15 protein-coding genes and 1 pseudogene are annotated in these 20,549 nt (G+C 48.4%); 4 read left to right on the top strand and 12 right to left on the bottom strand.

Annotated elements, in window-relative coordinates; translation table 11 throughout:
- Position 1: 1 nt before the first annotated feature.
- Positions 2-1,855, top strand: a complete 1,854-nt coding sequence (locus tag ACIDITHRIX25_RS78985) for a hydantoinase B/oxoprolinase family protein (RefSeq protein ID WP_201733292.1) — start codon at positions 2-4, stop codon at positions 1,853-1,855.
- Between the two features lie 141 nt (positions 1,856-1,996).
- Complete coding sequence (locus ACIDITHRIX25_RS78990; protein ID WP_201733293.1) at positions 1,997-2,638, top strand: isochorismatase family protein; 642 nt, start codon at positions 1,997-1,999, stop codon at positions 2,636-2,638.
- Between the two features lie 538 nt (positions 2,639-3,176).
- On the opposite strand, the gene ACIDITHRIX25_RS78995 is transcribed toward ACIDITHRIX25_RS78990, so the two are convergent.
- From ACIDITHRIX25_RS78995 to ACIDITHRIX25_RS79030, 8 genes are all read right to left on the bottom strand, one after another.
- Positions 3,177-4,169, bottom strand: a complete 993-nt coding sequence (locus tag ACIDITHRIX25_RS78995; protein ID WP_052606566.1) for a malate dehydrogenase — start codon at positions 4,167-4,169, stop codon at positions 3,177-3,179.
- Between the two features lie 122 nt (positions 4,170-4,291).
- Positions 4,292-5,488 (bottom strand): NADP-dependent isocitrate dehydrogenase, encoded by a 1,197-nt coding sequence (icd, locus tag ACIDITHRIX25_RS79000; protein ID WP_052606567.1) that lies wholly within the window; start codon positions 5,486-5,488, stop codon positions 4,292-4,294.
- A gap of 295 nt (positions 5,489-5,783) precedes the next feature.
- Positions 5,784-6,677 (bottom strand): methylenetetrahydrofolate reductase, encoded by an 894-nt coding sequence (locus tag ACIDITHRIX25_RS79005; RefSeq protein ID WP_052606568.1) that lies wholly within the window; start codon positions 6,675-6,677, stop codon positions 5,784-5,786.
- Positions 6,678-6,709: 32 nt separating this feature from the next.
- On the bottom strand, positions 6,710-7,567 hold the full coding sequence (locus ACIDITHRIX25_RS79010; protein ID WP_152626104.1) for a bifunctional 5,10-methylenetetrahydrofolate dehydrogenase/5,10-methenyltetrahydrofolate cyclohydrolase: 858 nt from the start codon (positions 7,565-7,567) through the stop codon (positions 6,710-6,712).
- 108 nt (positions 7,568-7,675) lie between these two features.
- A complete protein-coding gene (purH, locus tag ACIDITHRIX25_RS79015) occupies positions 7,676-9,187 on the bottom strand; it encodes a bifunctional phosphoribosylaminoimidazolecarboxamide formyltransferase/IMP cyclohydrolase (RefSeq protein WP_052606570.1) in 1,512 nt (503 codons plus the stop codon).
- Positions 9,184-9,822 (bottom strand): phosphoribosylglycinamide formyltransferase, encoded by a 639-nt coding sequence (gene purN / locus ACIDITHRIX25_RS79020; protein ID WP_052606571.1) that lies wholly within the window; start codon positions 9,820-9,822, stop codon positions 9,184-9,186. The genes purH and purN overlap by 4 nt, the downstream gene beginning before the upstream one ends.
- Before the next feature lie 576 nt (positions 9,823-10,398).
- Complete coding sequence (locus ACIDITHRIX25_RS79025; protein ID WP_201733295.1) at positions 10,399-11,943, bottom strand: sensor histidine kinase; 1,545 nt, start codon at positions 11,941-11,943, stop codon at positions 10,399-10,401.
- Complete coding sequence (locus tag ACIDITHRIX25_RS79030) at positions 11,940-12,674, bottom strand: response regulator transcription factor (protein ID WP_052606594.1); 735 nt, start codon at positions 12,672-12,674, stop codon at positions 11,940-11,942. The genes ACIDITHRIX25_RS79025 and ACIDITHRIX25_RS79030 overlap by 4 nt, the downstream gene beginning before the upstream one ends.
- 153 nt (positions 12,675-12,827) lie before the next feature.
- Here ACIDITHRIX25_RS79030 and ACIDITHRIX25_RS000000104440 point away from each other — a divergent pair, with 153 nt between their 5' ends.
- On the top strand, positions 12,828-13,031 hold the full coding sequence (locus tag ACIDITHRIX25_RS000000104440; RefSeq protein ID WP_502756217.1) for a DUF805 domain-containing protein: 204 nt from the start codon (positions 12,828-12,830) through the stop codon (positions 13,029-13,031).
- Between the two features lie 178 nt (positions 13,032-13,209).
- Here the strand turns inward: ACIDITHRIX25_RS000000104440 and sucD are convergent, their stop codons facing one another.
- The 4 genes and pseudogenes from sucD to ACIDITHRIX25_RS79050 all read right to left on the bottom strand — a co-directional run bounded on the left by sucD (position 13,210) and on the right by ACIDITHRIX25_RS79050 (position 17,532).
- On the bottom strand, positions 13,210-14,094 hold the full coding sequence (gene sucD, locus ACIDITHRIX25_RS79035) for a succinate--CoA ligase subunit alpha (RefSeq protein WP_201733297.1): 885 nt from the start codon (positions 14,092-14,094) through the stop codon (positions 13,210-13,212).
- Positions 14,095-15,246: pseudogene (gene sucC / locus ACIDITHRIX25_RS79040) on the bottom strand (ADP-forming succinate--CoA ligase subunit beta); the annotation flags it as partial.
- A 142-nt stretch (positions 15,247-15,388) separates the two neighbouring features.
- On the bottom strand, positions 15,389-15,802 hold the full coding sequence (locus ACIDITHRIX25_RS79045) for a cobalamin B12-binding domain-containing protein (RefSeq protein ID WP_052606577.1): 414 nt from the start codon (positions 15,800-15,802) through the stop codon (positions 15,389-15,391).
- 176 nt (positions 15,803-15,978) lie between these two features.
- On the bottom strand, positions 15,979-17,532 hold the full coding sequence (locus ACIDITHRIX25_RS79050) for an AMP-binding protein (protein WP_201733298.1): 1,554 nt from the start codon (positions 17,530-17,532) through the stop codon (positions 15,979-15,981).
- Positions 17,533-18,049: 517 nt separating this feature from the next.
- Between ACIDITHRIX25_RS79050 and ACIDITHRIX25_RS79055 the strand changes: the two genes are divergently transcribed.
- A complete protein-coding gene (locus ACIDITHRIX25_RS79055) occupies positions 18,050-19,714 on the top strand; it encodes a DUF885 domain-containing protein (RefSeq protein WP_201733299.1) in 1,665 nt (554 codons plus the stop codon).
- The last annotated feature ends 835 nt before the right edge of the window (positions 19,715-20,549 follow it).

Here is a 20,549-nt window from a genome sequence, read left to right on the forward strand (position 1 = left end):
TATGGCACGAATAATCGAAACGAATACTGACGGATTCAAAAGCGTCGATGTCGACCTTGTTACCGTTGACATCATTGAAAACGCACTAAGAAACGCTCGTTATGAGATGGACGCAGTCCTATTTAGAACTGCCATGAGCCCTGGTATTAGAGAACAACACGATGAGTTCCCTCTGATAGCAGACCACAAAGGACGAATGGTCGTTGGACAATTTGGCTCCTTTATCGGGGGTTTTCTCGACAACTATGCTGGCGACATAGAAGAGGGCGATGTCTTTTTAACTTCAGACCCCTATTCATGTGACGGAGCTATCTCGCATGCAAATGACTGGCTAGTGCTCATGCCCATCTTTTTAGATGGTCGCGCAGTTGGATGGTCTGCAATGTTTGGACACATGACGGACGTAGGCGGAAAGGTCCCAGGTTCTCTACCAACCGATGCCCATTCAATACACGAAGAAGGGGTGGTAATTCCACCGATCAAGATCTACAACAAAGGTCAACTAAACACCGAATTGCTGGATTTGATCTTGAATCAAGTTCGGATGAAACAGTGGAATCGCTCCGATCTAAATGCAATTGTCGCAGCTTGTCGCACGGCAGGAAGAAGAGTGGTCGAACTATGCCAGAGGTTTGGAACCGATATCTACATCTCCACGCTTGAAGCACTTCTGGATAGAAACTATCGAGCAATGAGCCAACTCATTCAAAATACTATATCGACAGAAAAGCTCTCATTCACCGACTACATCGACGATGATGGCCTCGGAAATGGACCATACAAGATCCACTGTACGATGTGGCGAGAGGGGGATCATGTAGTCTTGGACTTTGAGGGTACCGACCCTCAGTCGATAGGTCCAATCAACTTCTTCTTGAACGTAAACATGTTCAAGATGTTCTTTGGAATCTACATGATAATGGTCTTTGATCCTCAGATCCTTTGGAATGACGGCTTCTATCCCCTAGTTGAGGTACGCATTCCAAACCGATCTCTGCTCAAGCCCGAATATCCGGCAGCCCTTTCCTGTCGAACACACGGCCTTGGACGCATCTTTGACGTATTGGGCGGCCTGCTTGGTCAACGTCAACCTGAATTTCTATGCGCTGCTGGCTTTTCTTCCTCCCCACACCTCATGTATTCGGGAACGGATCGAAATGGCGAATGGTTCCAGCTCTATCAAATTGGCTTCGGCGGGATCCCCGGACGTCCCTTTGGAGATGGCCCAGATGGCCATTCACTTTGGCCCTCATTTACAAATGTGCCTAATGAATTTCTAGAGGCCTATTTCCCATTGGTAATAGAGAGCTATGAGACCGTACCAGATTCTGGTGGTGCTGGCTTCTTTCGGGGCGGAAATGGAATTGATATTGCATATCGCTTTCTTGAGCCTGGAACCATCTCTATCCATGACGACCGTTGGCTCACCTATCCTTGGGGCGTAAATGGTGGCGAACCAGGAATGCGTAGTACGAAGTATCTCATAAGATCCAACGGATCAAAAGAGATACTGCCGTCCAAGTGCGACAACGTTGATGTTAACGTCAATGATGTGCTCCATTACGTCACATGGGGCGGCGGAGGATGGGGCGATCCCCTCATCAGAGATCCAGAACTGGTAGCGCTAGAACTAAAGCGGGGACTTATAACCGTTGCTGGAGCTAGAAACTATGGCGTCGTACTAAATCAAGACTTTAGCCTAGATGAAGATGCCACAGCAGAACTACGCTCTCAACTTCTCAAGAGTCGCCCTGGGCTAGAGGTATTCAATCGAGGTGGCGAGATTGTCGATCTAAAGGAGCGGTGCGAGGCCGAGACTGGCTTGATCGCACCAATCGATCCAGTCTTTACCTAAGCTGGCATAACCCATTCAAGGTCAAAGCGACAAACTGCAAAGGAATCCTAAAACGCACTTTGTCGCTTTGATCAAATGGGATAATCCCGTCCCAATACCTCTCATAGACCAAGACCACCTTAGACACCGAGGACTTTGCAATTGAGTAAAGACTTTTCAAAAGACGAACAAGACTACCAAAAAGCAGGCTTCAACGGAACTGTAGGGTTCGGCAATACCCCAGCAATCATCGTAATAGACCTGGTCAGCGCATATCTAAGAGAAGGTTCACCGCTTTTTGGAGACTACCAATCAGTGGTCGCGCATTCAAATGAAATCATAGAGGCTGCACGCAGCCATGGCGTCTTGGTCGTCTTCACTAAGGTTGAATACCAAAATGATGGCCTTGATGGGGGTCTATTTTGGAAGAAGGTACCGAGCCTCTCTGCCTTTTTGCGAGGTTCGCAATACTGTGAATTTACACAAGAGATCAAGCCTCTTCCTGGAGATCTTGTCCTCACCAAACAGTACGCTAGTGCCTTTTATGGCACTTCTCTATCTGCCACCCTAAATGCATCAAATATCGACACTACGATCTTTTGTGGCGTTTCAACCTCAGGTTGCGTTCGAGCCAGTGCAACTGATGCAATTTCAATGGGATTTCACTCCATTGTCGCTAGGGATGGCGTTGGAGATAGAAGTCCGCAGATACAAGAAGCCAACCTCTTTGATTTAAATGCGAAATATGCAGACGTAGTAACAACACCAGAGATCCTCAAGTACCTCTCATCTCTACAGAGATGACGACAGGGCAATCGACTCTGAGAGTTACTCATTCACCTTTATCACGCTACAACTAGGCCTTTGTTCATAAGACCATGGTTTCAAAGAGACCTAACCCTCTGCGCTGCCTCCGATTAAGTTGGATTTGATCGACAATATAACAAACTGTCTCTGTCTATGGAAAGAGACAGACCTTGATCGGCCATCTCAAAAGTACCCCAAATCGAAGAACGCATTCCCATGGCAGGCGACCACCTCAATCGGCAGCACTTTAAATATCACAAGAGAAGGATCCGGCGGCGACATCAGGAAAATGATACCGTGTCAATCTTGGTAAATGTGGAAAATAATTTGCCAGCTTGGTCGGGGTTTGAAACCACTGCGGATCAAGGATGAGAATCATCAAGCCAAGATCAGATCAACCACTGAGATATCTTCCAGACAAAGTAGCAACCTCTGACTTTTCGAGATACCACGCAGAGGTCCAATATAAAAATGGGTTAGCGCAACCTGATCGGCCACGCCAACCCATCACTAGACCAAATCTAGAGATAGTCCCCTAGGAGTTAGCCAAGATCGCCTTGATCTCTTGACGCTCAGCAATGAGTTCATTGGTTGTAATTGCGATCTTAGACTTGGCAAAGTCGTCAAGGTCAAAACCCTCTACAACGCGCCATGATGTACCATCGCTTCGAATTGGGAAGCCAAATTGTAGCCCCTCTTCAATTCCATACTCACCACGACTCGGTACCACCAAAGAGACGCAGTCACCCTCTGGGGTCGGGGTAATAATTGACTTTATTGAATCGATAGCCGCGCTCGCTGCAGATGCAGCTGACGATGCACCTCGAGCATCAATAATGGCAGCACCACGTTTTTGAACGGTGGTGATAAAGTCACCGTGGAGCCAATCATGATCCTCAATCACATCAACAACAGGACGACCAGAGATTCTAGCATTTAGAAAGTCTGGGAACTGTGTCGCCGAATGGTTTCCCCAAATCGCAACGTTAGAGACCTCGGTTACGGCCACGCCCGCTTTCTTGGCCAACTGGCTCTTGGCCCGGTTCTGGTCAAGACGAGTCATCGCGAAGAAGCGGTCCGCCGGAAGATCCTTGGCTGCGTCACGAGCTATCATTGAGTTGGTGTTGCACGGGTTGCCAACTACAAACACCTTTACATCAGAAGCTCCATGAGCGGCAATCGCCGCACCCTGTGGCCCAAAGATCTTCCCATTGATTCCGAGAAGATCTCCTCGCTCCATCCCAGCCTTTCGGGGCATTGCTCCGACCAAGATAGCCCAGTTCACACCGTCGAAACCGACTTTTAGATCCGAGGTCATCTCGATGCTATCCAAAAGTGGAAATGCACAATCGTCGAGCTCCATTGCGACACCCTCTAGAGCTCGCAACGCTGGATCCACTTCAATCAAGCGCAGCGAAACCGGCTGATCTAACCCAAAGAGAGCACCAGATGCAATCCTAAAAAGTAGAGAGTAACTTATCTGACCGGCAGCGCCAGTCACAGCTACCGAAATTGGCTTGTTTGCCATTGATGACTCCTATTCAAAATTCTAAATTATCAAAAAGCACATAGCGACGCCACGGAAACTGCCTGTTAGTTGGGATCAAAGATCCTTGGCCATAGAGGCAGAGTTTCCGTGGCGTTGAAAAACTAGAGGCGATCCACAATCGCTGAAGCGAACTCTGAGCACTTCACTTCGGTAGCACCCTTCATTAGCCGCGCAAAGTCGTAGGTCACGATCTTGTCGCCGATTGTGGCTTCAAGGGCCTTGACGATGTCATCGGCGGCTTCTTGCCAACCGAGATGCTCAAACATCATTACCCCTGAGAGCAACACAGAACCTGGATTGACCTTATCCTGGCCAGCATACTTTGGAGCAGTTCCATGAGTTGCCTCGAAGATTCCATGACCAGTAACATAATTGATGTTTCCGCCAGGAGCAATGCCAATTCCACCCACTTGAGCAGCAAGAGCATCTGATAGATAGTCACCGTTTAGGTTCAAGGTTGCGATAACATCAAATTCGTCCGGCCTAGTGAGAACTTGCTGCAAGGTAATGTCGGCGATAGCGTCTTTTACGAGAATCTTATCGCCTGGATCTCCTCCACAATCATCCCAGCCCACTGCGATATTTGAGAACTCGTCACGAACGACCTCGTATCCCCAGTTTCTAAATGCGCCTTCGGTGTATTTCATGATATTGCCCTTATGGACCAAGGTAACGCTCTTGCGATTTCTAGCCTTAGCGTATTCAACCGCAGCCCTAACAAGCCTCTTGGATCCGGTCTCTGAGACAGGTTTTACACCAACACCGGAATCTCGTCGAATATCCCAGCCAAACTCTTCTCTTAGAAATTCAAGGAGCTTCTTTGCATTTTCGCTACCCTCTTCAAATTCATAACCAGCGTAGACGTCTTCGGTATTCTCTCTAAAGATAACCATATCGACCTTCTCGGGATGCAGTACCGGAGATGGAACCCCCTGGAACCATCGCACCGGTCGTAAGCAAACATAAAGATCGAGGATCTGACGTAGTGCCACGTTCAAAGAACGAATGCCACCGCCAATTGGGGTAGTAAGAGGCCCCTTGATGCCGATGAGGAGATCTCGAAAGTCTGAGACCGTCTCTTCAGGGAGCCAGCTGCCCGTCTCCTTGAATGCTTTTTCACCCGCCAAAACTTCTTTCCACGCAACGTTCTTGCCATACTTCTTGGCGGCGGCGTCCATCACTAGACGTGCAGCCGGCCAAATATCGACCCCTATTCCGTCACCCTCAATGAATGGGATGATGGGATCATTTGGTACATTGAGCGTCCCGTCAGGGGACATCGTAATTTTCTCTGCCATAACAGCCGATTTTACTCCTTTTTTACTCCATTGCCTAAACGAGATTCTCGTATGGTCTATCACCTAAGGTTTAAGCCAACAAAACTCGATCCAAACCCTAGATCTAAACCAATAAATCGCACTCCCTGGCTGGGTGAAAAGCGTGAAAAATGAGCTCTTGGTCTTTAGCAATGGGGGCAGAGGCAGATCTTATTCCCAAAAAACCAAGTATATGCATATGACCAAAAAACCGCTAGCCAAGAGATGATTGAATGGGAGCATAACGGCGATTTCATGAGCATAGATTAAAATCCGACTATTTAGAAGCGGCGGACCGGCCTGGAAATAGCGCTGAATATATGGCCTTGGTGGTCGAGGCTTGATTCATCGTAAAGACGTGAATTCCAGCCACGCCACCATCGAGAAGTTCTTGAGACAGTTCAATCGCTATCTCTATTCCCTCTTTCTTGAGCGATTGAGGATCACCTTGATAGCGGTTCAGACGATTCAAAACAACCTTTGGTATCTCAGCACCGGACAACTCCGACATCTTGATGAGCGTTGAAAGACTCGTCGGAGCCATAATCCCTGGAATTATTGGCTTTTGGATCCCAATACTATCGAGTCGCGAGAGCAGATCGAAATAGTAATTTGAGTCGTAGAAGAATTGGGTAATTCCAAAGTGTGCGACCTCAAGCTTCTCGGCCAAAAAGCGAATATCGCTCTCCCTGTCAAATGCACTTGGATGCCCCTGAGGGTGGGCAGCCACCCCAACACACATATCGTATTTTTCAATCGCGTAACGTGCCAAGTCAATAGCGTGAGGAAACTCCCCGTCGAGAAGTTGATCATTCCCAGATAGTGGCGGATCTCCATGAAGCGCCAGAAGGTTTACAATTCCCCCTTTGGCATATCGGCTCAAAATAGAATCAATCTCTACCTTGGAATGGGCCGCTGTCACCAAGTGGGCCACCGCAGTCAAACTATACTCGCGATCGAGCTTGACAACCAGGTCGTGAGTATTTTCCCGAGTAGACCCACCGGCTCCGTAGGTTATGGACACAAAATCGATCGAAAGCTCAGAGAGCTCCAACAGCGCTTGGGTCAATCTTCTTTCTGATTCAACGTTACGCGGCGGCCAAAGCTCAACCGAAAAGAGGGGCCTCGAAGCACTTGAAATAAGCTGATCGACACGCACTAAGTTTTTCACATTTCTACTGATTGTCTCGAGCGAGACAGCAACTATATTAAACGACCTTTAGCGGCTTGAATGGCATTCACCAACAACATAGCCCTAGTCATCGGGCCCACACCACCAATTCTCGGAGTAATGGCTGATGCTACCTTTGCCACCGAATCCGAAAGATCAGAGCGAAGTTTTCCATCAACAAAAGGTGTTCCCGCGCCAACAACCACCGCTCCTTCCTTCACCATGGATTCAGTTATAATGTCGGCAACGCCAGCGGCTGCAATAAGGATATCTGCCTGGCGCGTAATTGATCCCAAGTCCGCCGTTCCGGTATGCGCTACAGTTACCGTCGCATTACAGTTTGGGGATTTGGACGCAAGCAGTAGCGACAGGGGACGACCGATAGTGAGCCCCCGTCCCACCACAACTACATGCTTATGTGCAATTTCAATGCCATAGTGGATTAGGAGTTCCACGATACCAGCGGGGGTGCACGCAAGTGGCCCTGGCTCTGACATCACCAATTTTCCCAAGTTGACTGGGTGAAGGCCATCCACATCTTTGTTTGGGTCGATCGCTAGAAGGGCGGCTAGTTGGTCTAGATGTTTGGGAAGCGGAAGCTGCAATAAAATGGAGTCGACATTCGAATCACCGTTGAAGAGGTCAATAGCCTCCAACAGCTCTTCCATCGTGGCATCTTGATCTAACTTGCAATGAAAGGATTCGATGCCGACTTCTGCGCAGTCGGCGTGTTTCATTGCGACATAACGAGCACTCGATGGATCTGATCCAACCAAGATTGTGCCCAAACCGGGTCTTATGCCAGCGGTGAGCAACTCTTGTGCTTCATCCTTGAGACGTGTTTTGATTATCGAAGCTAGCGCGTTGCCATCAAGAATTAGTGCCATAATAACTTTCCCCGATCAATATTTCATTCCAAAAAGATATCTAAATGACTTGGGTTCAAGAAAGTCGAATGACACTCCTTTGAACCCACCAGCCAACAGGTAATCCAGTGCCTAATGTCTAAAATGGCGCTCGCCTGTGAAGATCAAAACGACTCCGGCGTCGTTTGCGGCTTCAATTACACTTGCGTCATTGATTGACCCACCTGGAGAGATAATAATCGAGACGCCAGCCTCGGCTAGAGTAAGCATTCCATCGGGAAACGGAAAGAAAGCATCTGATGCAGCTACGGATCCCACTACCTTTTCCTTGGCTTTAGCGATCGCAATTCTAGAGGAATCTAAACGATTCTGCTGGCCAGCACCAATGCCAATAGCCGCACCCTCTGATACGATGACTATCGCATTGGAAGAGGTCTTGGCGCAAACCTTCCATGCCATCTCAATCTCTTCCCAACGAGACGGATCCGGCTGAGCCGTAGTCACCACCTTCCATTGCTCTTTGGTAGTGACAAACGTATCAGGCGCTTGAACCAAGATAGCATCCCCAATAGATCTGAATTGAAGGGCTGGCACCTCTGGGGGTTCGCCCGTTAGAAATCGAGTATTCTTTCGCTTCTTGGAGAGAAATTCGATGACTCCATCTTCATAAGAGGGCGCAATTACCACGTCAGCCTTAGGGTTAGAGGCCATCTCCTGCGCTAGGTGCATATCGACCGGGCGATTTAGTGCAATGATGCCTCCAAAGGCTGAAATCGGGTCGCACTCAAATGCTCGCGAGTAGGCCTGTGAAATATCGACAGTAGAAGTTGCAACTCCACAAGGATTTGCATGCTTTATAATCGCCGCACTAGGTGAATCACCAAGCTCATGAACGAGGCGCCAAGCTGCATCTGCATCAAATAGATTCAAATAGCTCAATTCCATTCCGGAATGGCGAACCATACTTTCAAACCAACTTGGACGACCCACCCTAGTATAGAGAGCACCGTCTTGATGAGGATTCTCACCGTAACGCAAAGATGACTTCTTCATCAGTACTGGTGCTATCTCATCATCTAGAGCCAAAGCGTCCTCTTGTTTTCCGCCTAGCCATAGAGAGATAAGCCGGTCGTATCGCGAAAGATGATCAAATGCCTTTGCCGCAAGGGCCCTTCTGGTTTCATAGTCGACCGAGCCGCCCTCGGCAAGCGCCTTCAATACAGGCTCGTAGTCGTTGCTATCGACCAAGACGCTCACAAAGGTGTGATTCTTGCCAGCTGCTCGAATCATCGAAGGGCCACCAACGTCAATAGTCTCGATACTGGGCGACCCAGCAAAAGGATACAGATTGCAAGCCACGATGTCTATCGTCTCGATCCCGAGTGACTCGATATCCAAGAGATGTTGAGGCTTTGAACGGTCCGCCAAAATCCCCGCATGGACCTTTGGGTGAAGAGTCTTTACTCGCCCATCCAACATCTCAGCAAAACCAGTTACATCTTCTACGCTCATGTGAGCAACGCCATGAGCAGCTAACTCCCTAGAGGTGCCACCCGATGCAATAATCTCGTAGCCAAGGTCGACCAAGCCACGCCCAAAATCTACAATTCCATCTTTTTCATATACAGAAAGCAAAGCTCTCATCGTTTCTCCCTGGTCTTTCCTAGTGAATTAGCATCGTGGATCATCTTTTGGTACTCAAAAAAAGATCCACCAAAATTGGTGTCAAGATAGTCGTTATAGGCTGCAACTGTCTGTGGGTACAAGCGTCGCTCCACCTTCTTTATTCGTTCATGGAGCGAAGACTCATCATCACCATAGTTAACCTCGATAGCCTCTTGTGCCAATATCGGTCCGGCATCAACTGCAAGAGTGGCTAGATGGACAGTGCATCCTGTGACCCTCACTCCATATTTGAGGGCCTCGCTTACAGCATGCCATCCTGCAAATGCTGGCAGAAGAGAGGGATGGGTATTTAGAATTCGCCCGGCATAGCGCTCGTGAATCGGTTCTTCGAGAATGGTTCCGTAACCAGCCATCGCGATGAGCTCAATGCCATTTGCAACCAATTCAAATAGGACGTCATTGGTATAGCCCACTCTATCGAACGATCGAGAGAAGTCCCGTCGATAGCAACTCGAAAGCGCTATACCATGGTCTATGGACAATCCCTCTGCCTTGCAAGGTCTATCGACCAGAACTAGAGAGACATCTATACCACAACCAACCATGGCATCGAGAATGGTACCACTTCCAGAAGCTAGTACCGCAATTTTCACCCAATAGAGCCTAGATCACAGCAGGGCTCAAACCGCTACCAAGAAGTACCTAATCCCAAGGTGCAAAGAAACAAAGTGTCCAATCACGTACAAACTACGACCCATCAAAAGCTCATATAGGCATCTCGGGCAAACTCAACCTTGGTTTTGCGACATTCAACAAAGCTTGCACAGCACCAAAAGGCGAGGACATTCTCTCACTTGCTTGGAAACAAACGCCCTATCTGATTCCCATTTGCTTGCCATTCGAGCCCGGCAAGCAAAAAAAGAAAGACAGATTATTTCTAAAAAGTCTAAATGACTAAAGAACACTTCCATCTTGGCACAAAACACAAGAGCACACGAGAAAACACGATGCAAAAATCGCTAGCCTTGGCCCTAGCTAGTGGAAGTCGTGATCGTAAAAGATCATCACTATTAGATCACGATATCGGAATCGATCTCAATCCAAAAGTTCAAATTGCAATCTCAAGGCCGCCGATTGCTCAAAAAACTTGAAACAAATCTCTCAATGAGGCAGAATCAAAAAATAAACCTTTATCCAAGACCCAACCAAGTCTACCTGGAGTTGAATAGTTAAAAATTCTGACTGTGCCTAATCGGAATTCGGACGATAAAAGTGGCGCCGATCCCTGGCTCAAGTGAAATTTCTCCTAGATGAGCGGTCACTATCGACTGGGCAATCGCCAAACCAAGGCCGGCTCCACCACTATGTCGCTGGCGAGAGCGGTCGCCTCTGACAAAGGGCTGGAAAATAGTATCGGCTAAATCCTTATCGATACCAGGACCGTCATCGTGAACAACTATAAAGGCGTCAGAGCCTTCGAGTGCAAGGTCAAGCGAAATCGCCACATGGCTTGGAGTGTGCTTTGTGGCATTTACTAAAAGAATATCAATGACCTGCCGAAGGCGAAAATTGTCTCCTTGAAGGAGCAACTCTTTTGCCCCCTCCAGAGTAATCGTTCGATTCGGATTGGTAACTCTAAGTGCTGCCACTGCCTCATAAGCGATGGTACTCAGGTTGCAGGTGGTAATCTCAAGTGGCCGCTCTTGGTCGAATTGCGCCAGAGAAAATAGATCATCCACTAAATTTTTCATTCGATTCGCGTCTTCTCTAATGTGGCGAAACGCTATATCTAGGTCGTATCTATCGTCCTTCTTCCAAAGTTCAAAGAGGTCAGAGTAACCAAGTATCGAAGAAAGAGGAGTCCCTAGTTCGTGGGAGGCATCTGCCAAAAAGCGGCGCAACTTTCCCTCGGACTCCGCAACTTCTCCAAAGGCCCCTTCAATCTCGGCAACCATAGCATTGAATGACCTAGCAAGTTGAACCACCTCGTCTTTAGCATTGCTGCCAACTTCGGGGACACGTCGACCAAGGTCCCCTTGGGCGATCTCCTTAGCCGCATTCGCAACCTCAACAAGTGGCCTAAGATCCCGCCTCAATATGAACCAAGCTATGGCGCCCAAAGCAACCAGAAGGGCAAGAGATACACCCGCCTCTACCAATAAAAGACGATGTAGAGTTCCCAGGGCCACCGCCATCGGCACGCCAATAATAACAACCCCGACTCCGTTGGCCAACCGCGCAACAAGTGCCGAATAAGGTGCCGCCCCAGAGCCTGTACTTGTAATTGAGAAATACTTAGTTGGATTAGGTCCCACCATCGCCGAGAGCGCGATCTTTTCTATGGATGGAAACGATGGCGTATCTTGTCCATAGCCATAAAACAGTCGCGACAAGACCCTTCCCTGCGGGCTCAGGAGCTCGCCAAATGTACCCTGTGGAATAAGCACTCGTCGCCCCCCAGGTGCTGGAGGCACATTTGGAGACGACTGGTTTGGAGAAAACAATGTTCCGGCTGCATTGCCTGAAGCAACCCCTACGAGAGGTCCGCGCCCCCCGGGAGCCCCGCCTAAACGAGATAAAGGCCGCCCAGGCAGAGTAACTCCTGCTATCGATGCGAGAGAACGCGTAATTGGAAATGATGCCGAATCGAGCTGATGGCTTACACCCTGATCCAAAAATGAACTTATGGACTTATAGGTTACAAAATCGGCAATTGAAAAACCAAGAAGGACCACCGCCACTATCAAAGCTATTAATCGAGTCCGAAGAGTCATGAGGTGCTTTCAGAGGCGCCATTCGAATCATTCACCGGCGCCCTCAAACTATAGCCAATGCCTCGCACCGTTCGAATCATCGAAGGTCCCAATGCATCGATCTTCTTACGTAAATAACTTATGTAAACAGCTATCTGGTTAAAGACGTCATCTTGAGAATGTTCCCAGACTCGATCACGAATTTGAGAACGAGTAACCACTTGACCGGCATTGATCATCAAAAACCGAAGGAGCTTAAATTCAGTAGGGGTGAGATCTAGCAAGACCCCCCGCCTGCGAGCTTCTTGTGTATCGGTATCTAAAATCAAATCACCGACACTAACGCTCGAGCCATCCGGACCGTCGCCAACTGTTCGCCGTAAAATGCCCTGCACCCTAAGGGTAAGTTCCTCGACGCTAAAGGGCTTCACGACGTAATCTGTCGCACCTGATTTGAGGCCAGAAATTCGATCGTCAAGGCCACGCCGTGCAGTTAGCAAAAGAACAGGAATTGATGCACTTCGCCATGACTCAGACATACGGCGCATCACCTCGTAACCATCCATATCCGGAAGCATCACGTCTAAAACGACCAGATGAGGATAGAAAGATTCGACCATCGACAGAGCCTCTTTACCGGATTTGGCACCTCGTGTAGTCATGCCCAAAAGCGAAAGAGCCATCGTGACTAGATCGACTATGCTCGCTTCGTCATCAACGACTAATACGCGTCGCTCCTTGTCGCCACCCACAGTAAAAACCTCGCAACTTGCCAAAGCAACCGAAGTCGCCACGTCACAACTTCTGAATATGATTTATGCTACCGGATCACGCCTAAAATCAGAGAGCTAGACAAATAATCACCGAGCATTGTCCCCAGTCGATGATCCCTACAGCTCTTTGTAGTGGCATCGATTATTCCAAGCTTCTCAATGGCAATACGCAGGCTCCATGATATTGACCGTTCTGGATACACGGCTCTGATTGGCCTCATACCACTTCTCGGCCCAATCATACTGTTCATCTTTACCGTTCTTCCAGGAACAGCTGGTCCAAATCGTTTTGGAGCACAACCTCCAAAACTCTCCAATTTAAATCAACTCCATTAAGGTCAGCGCGCAAAATGACATGGCTACAAATCAAGCTGGCCCGTTACCTCAAGAATCTCCTTGAGACAACGGGCCAGTAACGGATTCCCCAAAATGCGTGAACTTATTTTGCTCAAATGCCCTCTCGCGGGCCACCAAGTACGCTAAAACCACGCAAGCTTACTAGATCCAAAAGCTTCTAGAAGGCCCGAACTATCTCGACCATCTTTTCACCGGCAGCAGTTGGATTTGCGGCGACGACTACCCCCGCAGCCGTTAACGCCTCCATCTTGGCCGCTGCTGTTCCTTGCGAGCCTGAAATAATAGCTCCCGCATGGCCCATCTTCTTCCCCGGCGGAGCGGTCTGACCAGCAATATACGCTACGACTGGCTTAGAAAAGTGCTCTTTAATAAAAGCTGCAGCCTTCTCCTCCTCAGTCCCACCGATCTCCCCGATCATCAAGACAGCCTTAGTCTCTGGGTCGGCTTCAAAGGCAGCCAAGCAGTCTATGAAGTTCGTACCCGGTACGGGATCGCCCCCAATACCCACGCATGTCGTCTGGCCGATGCCTTGTTGGGATAGTTCGTGAATCGCCTGATACGTCAAAGTTCCAGATCGTGAGACAATCCCCACGGGCCCCCCAGCTAAGGCAATGGAACCAGATGTAATTCCAATATTGCACTTTCCTGGAGAGATAATTCCCGGACAGTTTGGTCCAATCAATCGGGTCCCCGGGTAATCTCGGACAAGGACGTTATAGAAAAACGCCTCATCTTTTGCTGGTATGAATTCGGTAATACAAACAACCAGAGCGATTCCGGCCTTTGCGGCCTCCAAAACTGCCCCACCAGCAAAACGTGGCGGTACCGAGATGAAGCTGGCGTTGGCATTTGTAAGCGCCACCGCCTCTTCGACGGTATCAAAGACTGGAATGCCATCGACGTCCGTGCCCCCCTTACCAGGGGTAACACCGCCTACAACTTTTGTACCATAGTCACGGTTTCTAAGGCCATGGAATCTACCTTGGCCCCCAGTCAATCCTTGGACGATGACACGGGTATTTTCATCAACAAAGATACTCAACTAAGCTCCCTTATTAGCGATCTCAACGGCTCGTCTAGCTGCGCCAAGCATCGTCGATTCAACTATCAAATTCTCCGACTCACGAGGCGCAAGTATTTCACGTGCAACCTCTGCATTTGTGCCATCGAGGCGTATCACAATAGGTGCGGTCAACTTCACACGACCTAGTGCCTCGATAATTCCATTTGCAACCTCGTCACATCGCACGATACCGCCAAAGATATTCACAAGAACTACCTTGACGTTTTCGTCGGTGTTTATAACTTCAAGCGCTGCCGACATGGTGTCAGCGCTAGCGCCACCGCCTAGATCCAAGAAGTTTGCTGCAGATCCGCCGACTTGGTTTACGACATCCAAAGTAGACATAGCTAGACCAGCGCCGTTGGCGATAATTCCAACGGTCCCCGAAAGACCAATGTAGTTGAGGCCCTTCTCCTTCGCCAAGCGTTCCCTACCGTCATATTCAACAGTCAACGCCCAATCTGCCCACTCCGGATGACGCCATGTTGCATTGTCATCGAGAGAGACCTTTGCATCAAGAGCATGCACCAGGCCCTGGGTATTTAGGATAAGTGGATTTATCTCAGCAAGGTCAGCGTCACCCTTGACAAATGCGCCATAGAGCTTCTCTAAGACCTCTACCACTCCTTCGAAGGCCTCTGGGTCGATCTTGGCACCCGTGACCGCTTCTCGAATTTGGTCATTTGATATTCCATCAACCGGATCGATATGAACATAGACGATGGCATCAGGGGCGCTCTTGGCGACATCTTCAATCTCCACGCCACCCTGTGCTGAGAGCATCAAAAGATACTTCTTGGCGCCGCGGTCCAAGGTGTAACTTGCATAATATTCCTTGGCAATATCAGAAGAATGCTCAACCCATACTCGCTTGACGAGATGACCTTTGATGTCCATTCCCAAGATTGCGCCGGCATACGAACGAGCCTCGTCTTGGTTGTTGGCAATCTTGATTCCGCCAGCCTTTCCACGACCGCCGACCTGCACCTGCGCTTTGATTACAGCTGGATACCCTGCTAAATCAGCTTGGCGAACCGCCTCGTCGACCGTCTCTGCGATACCACCCGGTGATGTAGCGATACCGTATTGAGCAAAGAATTGCTTGCCCTGGTATTCAAAAAGATCCACTTTCCTACTTTCTCTAACTCTTCAATAGTTATTTAGACATTTCCTATATGACATTCTCAGACATGATTGGCGCTAAACCAAATCGATCGCTAAAGTCCCTGCAAGCGCGGTGTTTTCAATCCACCAACAATTTGGGTCAATTCGATTAATGAAGTTGCGATTCGCGCTCATCCAATGCGACCTCTAGCCAATTAGCTATAGTCGCCAGCGGACTTCCCGGAGTAAAAACCTGAGCCACCCCCATCTCCATGAGTGGAATGATGTCAGCCTCTGGGATGATACCACCAACGATTATTAGGACATCCTCAGAACCTGCGTTCTTCAGCTCTGATATCACCTTGGGCACCAATGTCATATGTGCCCCAGACAAAAGTGAGAGGCCCAAGGCGTCAGCATCCTCTTGGACTACAGCTTGCACGACCTGTTCGGGCGTCTGATGAAGTCCTGTATAAATTACCTCAAAGCCTGCGTCTCTAAGCGCTCTTGCTATAACCTTTGCACCTCGGTCGTGACCGTCAAGGCCAGGCTTGCCTACTACTACTCGATAAGGACGTTCCACGGCTCTTTATAATAGGCATAAACCACTACCGAATTGCCAACCGAAAGGCTAATTAACTTGTTTTTTAGATCAAATTTCACCATTATGGCTATAAAAAGCTATCATTGTCCAAAAATCGCCACCGACTGGCAAATTGACCCACCGACAAATCGCAAAAACAGCCCTTTGCACAACCTCTAAATCTTGCGCGAGGTGTTGATCCAATAAGGCGCGCGGATCTGAGCTTTCAGAATCTTACCGGCCAAAGAACGAGGGATCTCACCAGAAAACTCAATCTTGCGAGGAACCTTATAACCCGAAAGATGTGCCCGGCAAAAATCAGCTAGCTCGGTTGCTAACTCATCCGTGGCTTTTTCTGGATCCACCAGTGACACGATTGCTAGAACACTCTCGCCAAACTCATCGTCTGGGATCCCAATCACCGCAACGTCAAGCACGCCAGGATGTTTGTGAAAGACAGCTTCAATCTCGGCAGGATAGATATTTACCCCACCCGATATGATCATGTCAATTTTGCGATCCGAGATAAATAGATAACCGTCTTCATCTAGGTATCCAATATCGCCAACTGTGAAATATCCCTCGCCAATCATGGTCGACTTAGTCTTATCAGGCTCATTGTGATAGTGAAAGCTCCGTTGAGATCGAGCAGCAATTATTCCCGGAACACCAGCGGACATAGGCTCGCCATCGTCGTTTAGGATTGCAACTTCAACTCCAGGTACGGCCTTTCCTATCGAGCCTGGCTTGGCAGCGGCCTCACTTGCTGTGATCATGGTATTTACGCCAAGCTCAGTTGAACCATAGTATTCAGTTACACAATCGCCAAAGAGCTCAATTATCTCGGCTTTGACTACCGGAGGACACGGTGCTGCGCCGTGCCAAATCTTTACCAAAGAAGAGAGATCAAACGACGAGCGCACCTGCGGATCAAGCTTTAAGATTCTCACAAATTGCGTTGGAACCAAATGAATATTGGTTATTTTAAAGCGCTCTATTGCCCTGAGAGTTTCAAGTGGATCAAATTTACCTTGAATTATCGTAGATGATCCCCACAACATGGGTAAAAAGGCATAGAGCCACTGTCCAGAGTGATAGATAGGGCCATCTAGCAAAGTCACGCCCGGACGGGGAGTTCCAATGCGCGCATTGTAGGCTAGGGCAAAGGCTGACAAAGTTGTGCCCGGTGGCAAAAGACTTCCCCTCACCCCCTTAGGCCTGCCTGTGGTCCCAGAGGTATAAAACATCGGGGTTCCAAAGACAGTCTCTTCCAAATCGCCTTGGACTCCAGGGTGCAAGATAGCGTCCTCATAAGAGATTGATCCAATTGCATCTGTCAGTTGGTGATCGCCATATTCAAAAACAATCCCGCTATAGCCCGACAGAGCAATCGCATTGCCAGCAATCTCAAAAAGTTGAGAGTCCACAAAGAGAGCCTTAGGCTGGGCATCGCTTAGGATATAACTCAGCTCCTGAGCCGATGAATGCCAATTTATCGGGGTATACCTAATCCCACCTACAGTGGCTGCGAGCAGGGTCTCCATATACTCGACACGATTAAAAGAAAAGATTGCTATCAAGTCATCTGGGGCGATATCGTGCTCTTGTAGCGCTCCTAGGAGATTGGTTACCCGCGCAAGAGACTCATGTCGCGAAAGACTCGAACGAGAATCGACCAACCAATTAGAGTCATCACCGAGGCTTGCCAGACCTTCTAAAAAAAATTTCATGCCAAAGACTAACTTAACGAAAAAGCGGTTTTGACCTATTTGGCCAAATTCCCCTACCCTATGGATTTTGGCTACCAAACCAACTCCTAAGGGCCAAAACTTTTCCCAAAACTTTTCTGGGCCTCCTAATTAGCGATTAGAAGCCAACAGAACTACAAAAAATCAACAAGCTACAAAACGTTCCTTACGATTCCCACTTCAAAAGGTGGCGTAGCTATCTTGATTAGCTCAGCTTGGCAAAGCTGATGTGCCTGGGCAGCTTGATTTACCTGGGCAGCTTGGCTGGAACAAATCTTATCCAAATAGATTAAAAACTCAGATCTCAAAATTACCAAGGCCTAGCTGCAGCCACCAAGGCTGCGCCATAACCATCAAAGGCTATCGTCCCCTCAGTCGGCTAAGGTTCATTTCTTTTTAGCACAATACGCCAAGGAGACCGCTTCTGGGCGAATAGATTTTAGTCGTACTTAAATTCCTTGCCATATAAGCAGGTATAAAGATATCTCGAGGAGTCACAGTGGAGCAGATCTCACTTGGCAAAATAGCAGACCAATATCTAAAGGCAACAACGGAACTTGACCCAACAAGCGCGACATATTTTGGACTAGCTGGAGCCAACGATAGCTTCGGGGACTATTCTCCCGATGGAGCCAGAGCGTCTTTAGATCTCGCCATATCCACTCTGGCCCAATTATCCAAGGTCACAATCTCCAATGACAAAGACCGAATCGCCAAGGAGTCGATGGTTGAACGCCTCGGGCTGATAGTTGATCTCTTTGAGTCTAAAGAACACCTGAGAAACCTAAATGTAATAGAGAGCCCTCCACAGCAAATTCGCCAAATTTTCGACCTCATGAAAAAAGAGACCGACGATGACTTTAGCGACATAGCGGCTCGCCTTAGCCGAGTACCAAGTGCTCTTATTGGCTATCAAAAAAGTCTCGAAGAGGGACTTCGCCTTGGCGTTGCGGCTTCACCACGTCAAGCAAGTGAAGTTGCAAAGCAGGCACGCGCTTATGGCGGTAGCGACAATGTTGGCTTCTTTGCATCCCTGATTACCGAGTACGAAGGCAGCAATACACAAGTCAAAAACGACCTTGCCAGCGGGGCCGAGGTGGCATCTTTGGCATATCTCGAATTGGCGCAATACCTCAGTTTCTACGCCCAAAGGTCAAACGCTAAAGACGCAATCGGCCCTGATAGGTGGGCTCTAGAGTGCAGACGCTTCAACGGGATTGAAATAGATCCCACAGAGGCCTATGAATGGGGGTGGAATGAGGTCTTTCGCATCGATGACGAGATGGTCTCGATCGCTCGCGACCTATATCCCAACGCTACATTCGAAGAGGCGCTCATAGCTCTCGACGAACGACCGGGATATGTGATTGAAGGGGTGGAGACCTTCAGAGACTGGAACCAGGGACTCTTAGATAACACCATTTCAGAGCTAAATGGAGTCCACTTTGACATTCCTGTCCCGATCCAGAAGCTCCAAGCCATGATTGCACCGCCCGGCGGTGCTGCGGCAATGTATTACACAGGGCCAAGTGCTGATCTCTCTCGCCCAGGGCGGACTTGGTATCCAACCTTAGGACGCAATCGTTTTCCCCTTTGGACAGAGGTTTCAACCGCATACCATGAGGGCGTGCCGGGCCATCACCTACAGATCGGATACATTACCTACATGGGCGAGGAGCTCAACTCCTTTAGCAGACTCCTTGGCGAAATCTCTGGCCATATCGAGGGTTGGGCACTTTATGCCGAACGCCTTATGGATGAGTTGGGTTACCTTGGTGACCCGGTCTACAGACTTGGGATGCTAAGCGCTCAGGCGATGAGAGCTGCTCGAGTAGTCATCGACATTGGCCTTCACCATGGATTTATGATACCGCCTGGCCATCGTTTTCTAAAAGCTGGACCCTGGACGATCGAGAATGCAATAAATCTGCTGCAAGCCACTAGCGGCAGAGAACGAGCTTTTGCAGTCAGTGAGATCGACAGATACCTTGGGTGGCCCGCCCAAGCAACAAGTTATAAAATCGGAGAACGAATCTGGCGAGCGACCCGAGAAGCATCCAAAAAGGCTCAGGGTAAAGATTTTTCGCTCTCAAGATTTCATCAAAAGGGTTTTGAATTGGGATTTGTCGGCCTAGCGCAGCTACAGCGAGAATTGGGGCACTAACCCAGTTCACCAAAGGACCAATCGGATGAGCATAACGAATTAATGAACAACCAATTGGCAACCCAAGACAACCAGCAAAAGCAATGCTACGCCAGCAAAAGCGCGAGCTGCGAAAGAAAACCGCCCATGAACCGAAAACCGTCGTAACATTAGATCATCTACTTAGCACTCACCACCTAAGCCATCCTTACAAGAGTCGCCACTTAATATCGTAGTTTTGAAGATTTAAAACTTCCTAAAATATTCAAAAAATCCACAAAAGGCTAGAAGCCTTCAAATTCTGATATATAATAAATTAAACTATTCGGCAAAAGGAGGGCGAATCCATGAAGATTACATCGTATTCAGACCAGAGGCACTCGCTCTCACCCAATAGCTGATCACTCTAAAGTACGCTTAATTAGCGATCTTTCGCTGAGACAAAAGATCTTTAAATCTAATGACTCATAAGAGTCAACTCTCGATTTGAACCTTAGATAGGCTATCATCTATCGGTCATGAAGAAAAAGTGCTGCGACTAAGTCGATCGTCTTTTTCATAGTGATCTTCACCGATACAATAACTATCCCCATGGAGACAAATAGCCGCCTCAAAGCAGCTTCGATGATTTTTATCGATAAAAATCATCGACATTTAAGTCATATCTTCAATATGCCCCACAAAAATCTTACAAATTCAAGATCGAGATAACTAATGTTCAAAACGATATATTGCAAACCATCTAGTTTGCCAACTCGCCACCTTGATAATGAAATCTTGGCTGATAAAAATGATTATTTACCCATATATGATCACTACAAGCAAACGATGCTAAGCAATATATGAGTGACCTTTG

Source organism: Acidithrix sp. C25 (assembly GCF_904848545.2).

Coding starts and splice junctions, on each gene's coding strand:
- ACIDITHRIX25_RS78995 (WP_052606566.1), bottom strand. CDS start 4,169: ATGGCAAACAAGCCAATTTCGGTAGCTGTGACTGGCGCTGCCGGTCAG.
- ACIDITHRIX25_RS78985 (WP_201733292.1), top strand. CDS start 2: ATGGCACGAATAATCGAAACGAATACTGACGGATTCAAAAGCGTCGAT.
- ACIDITHRIX25_RS79050 (WP_201733298.1), bottom strand. CDS start 17,532: ATGAAATTTTTTTTAGAAGGTCTGGCAAGCCTCGGTGATGACTCTAAT.
- icd (WP_052606567.1), bottom strand. CDS start 5,488: ATGGCAGAGAAAATTACGATGTCCCCTGACGGGACGCTCAATGTACCA.
- purH (WP_052606570.1), bottom strand. CDS start 9,187: ATGAGAGCTTTGCTTTCTGTATATGAAAAAGATGGAATTGTAGATTTT.
- ACIDITHRIX25_RS79025 (WP_201733295.1), bottom strand. CDS start 11,943: ATGACTCTTCGGACTCGATTAATAGCTTTGATAGTGGCGGTGGTCCTT.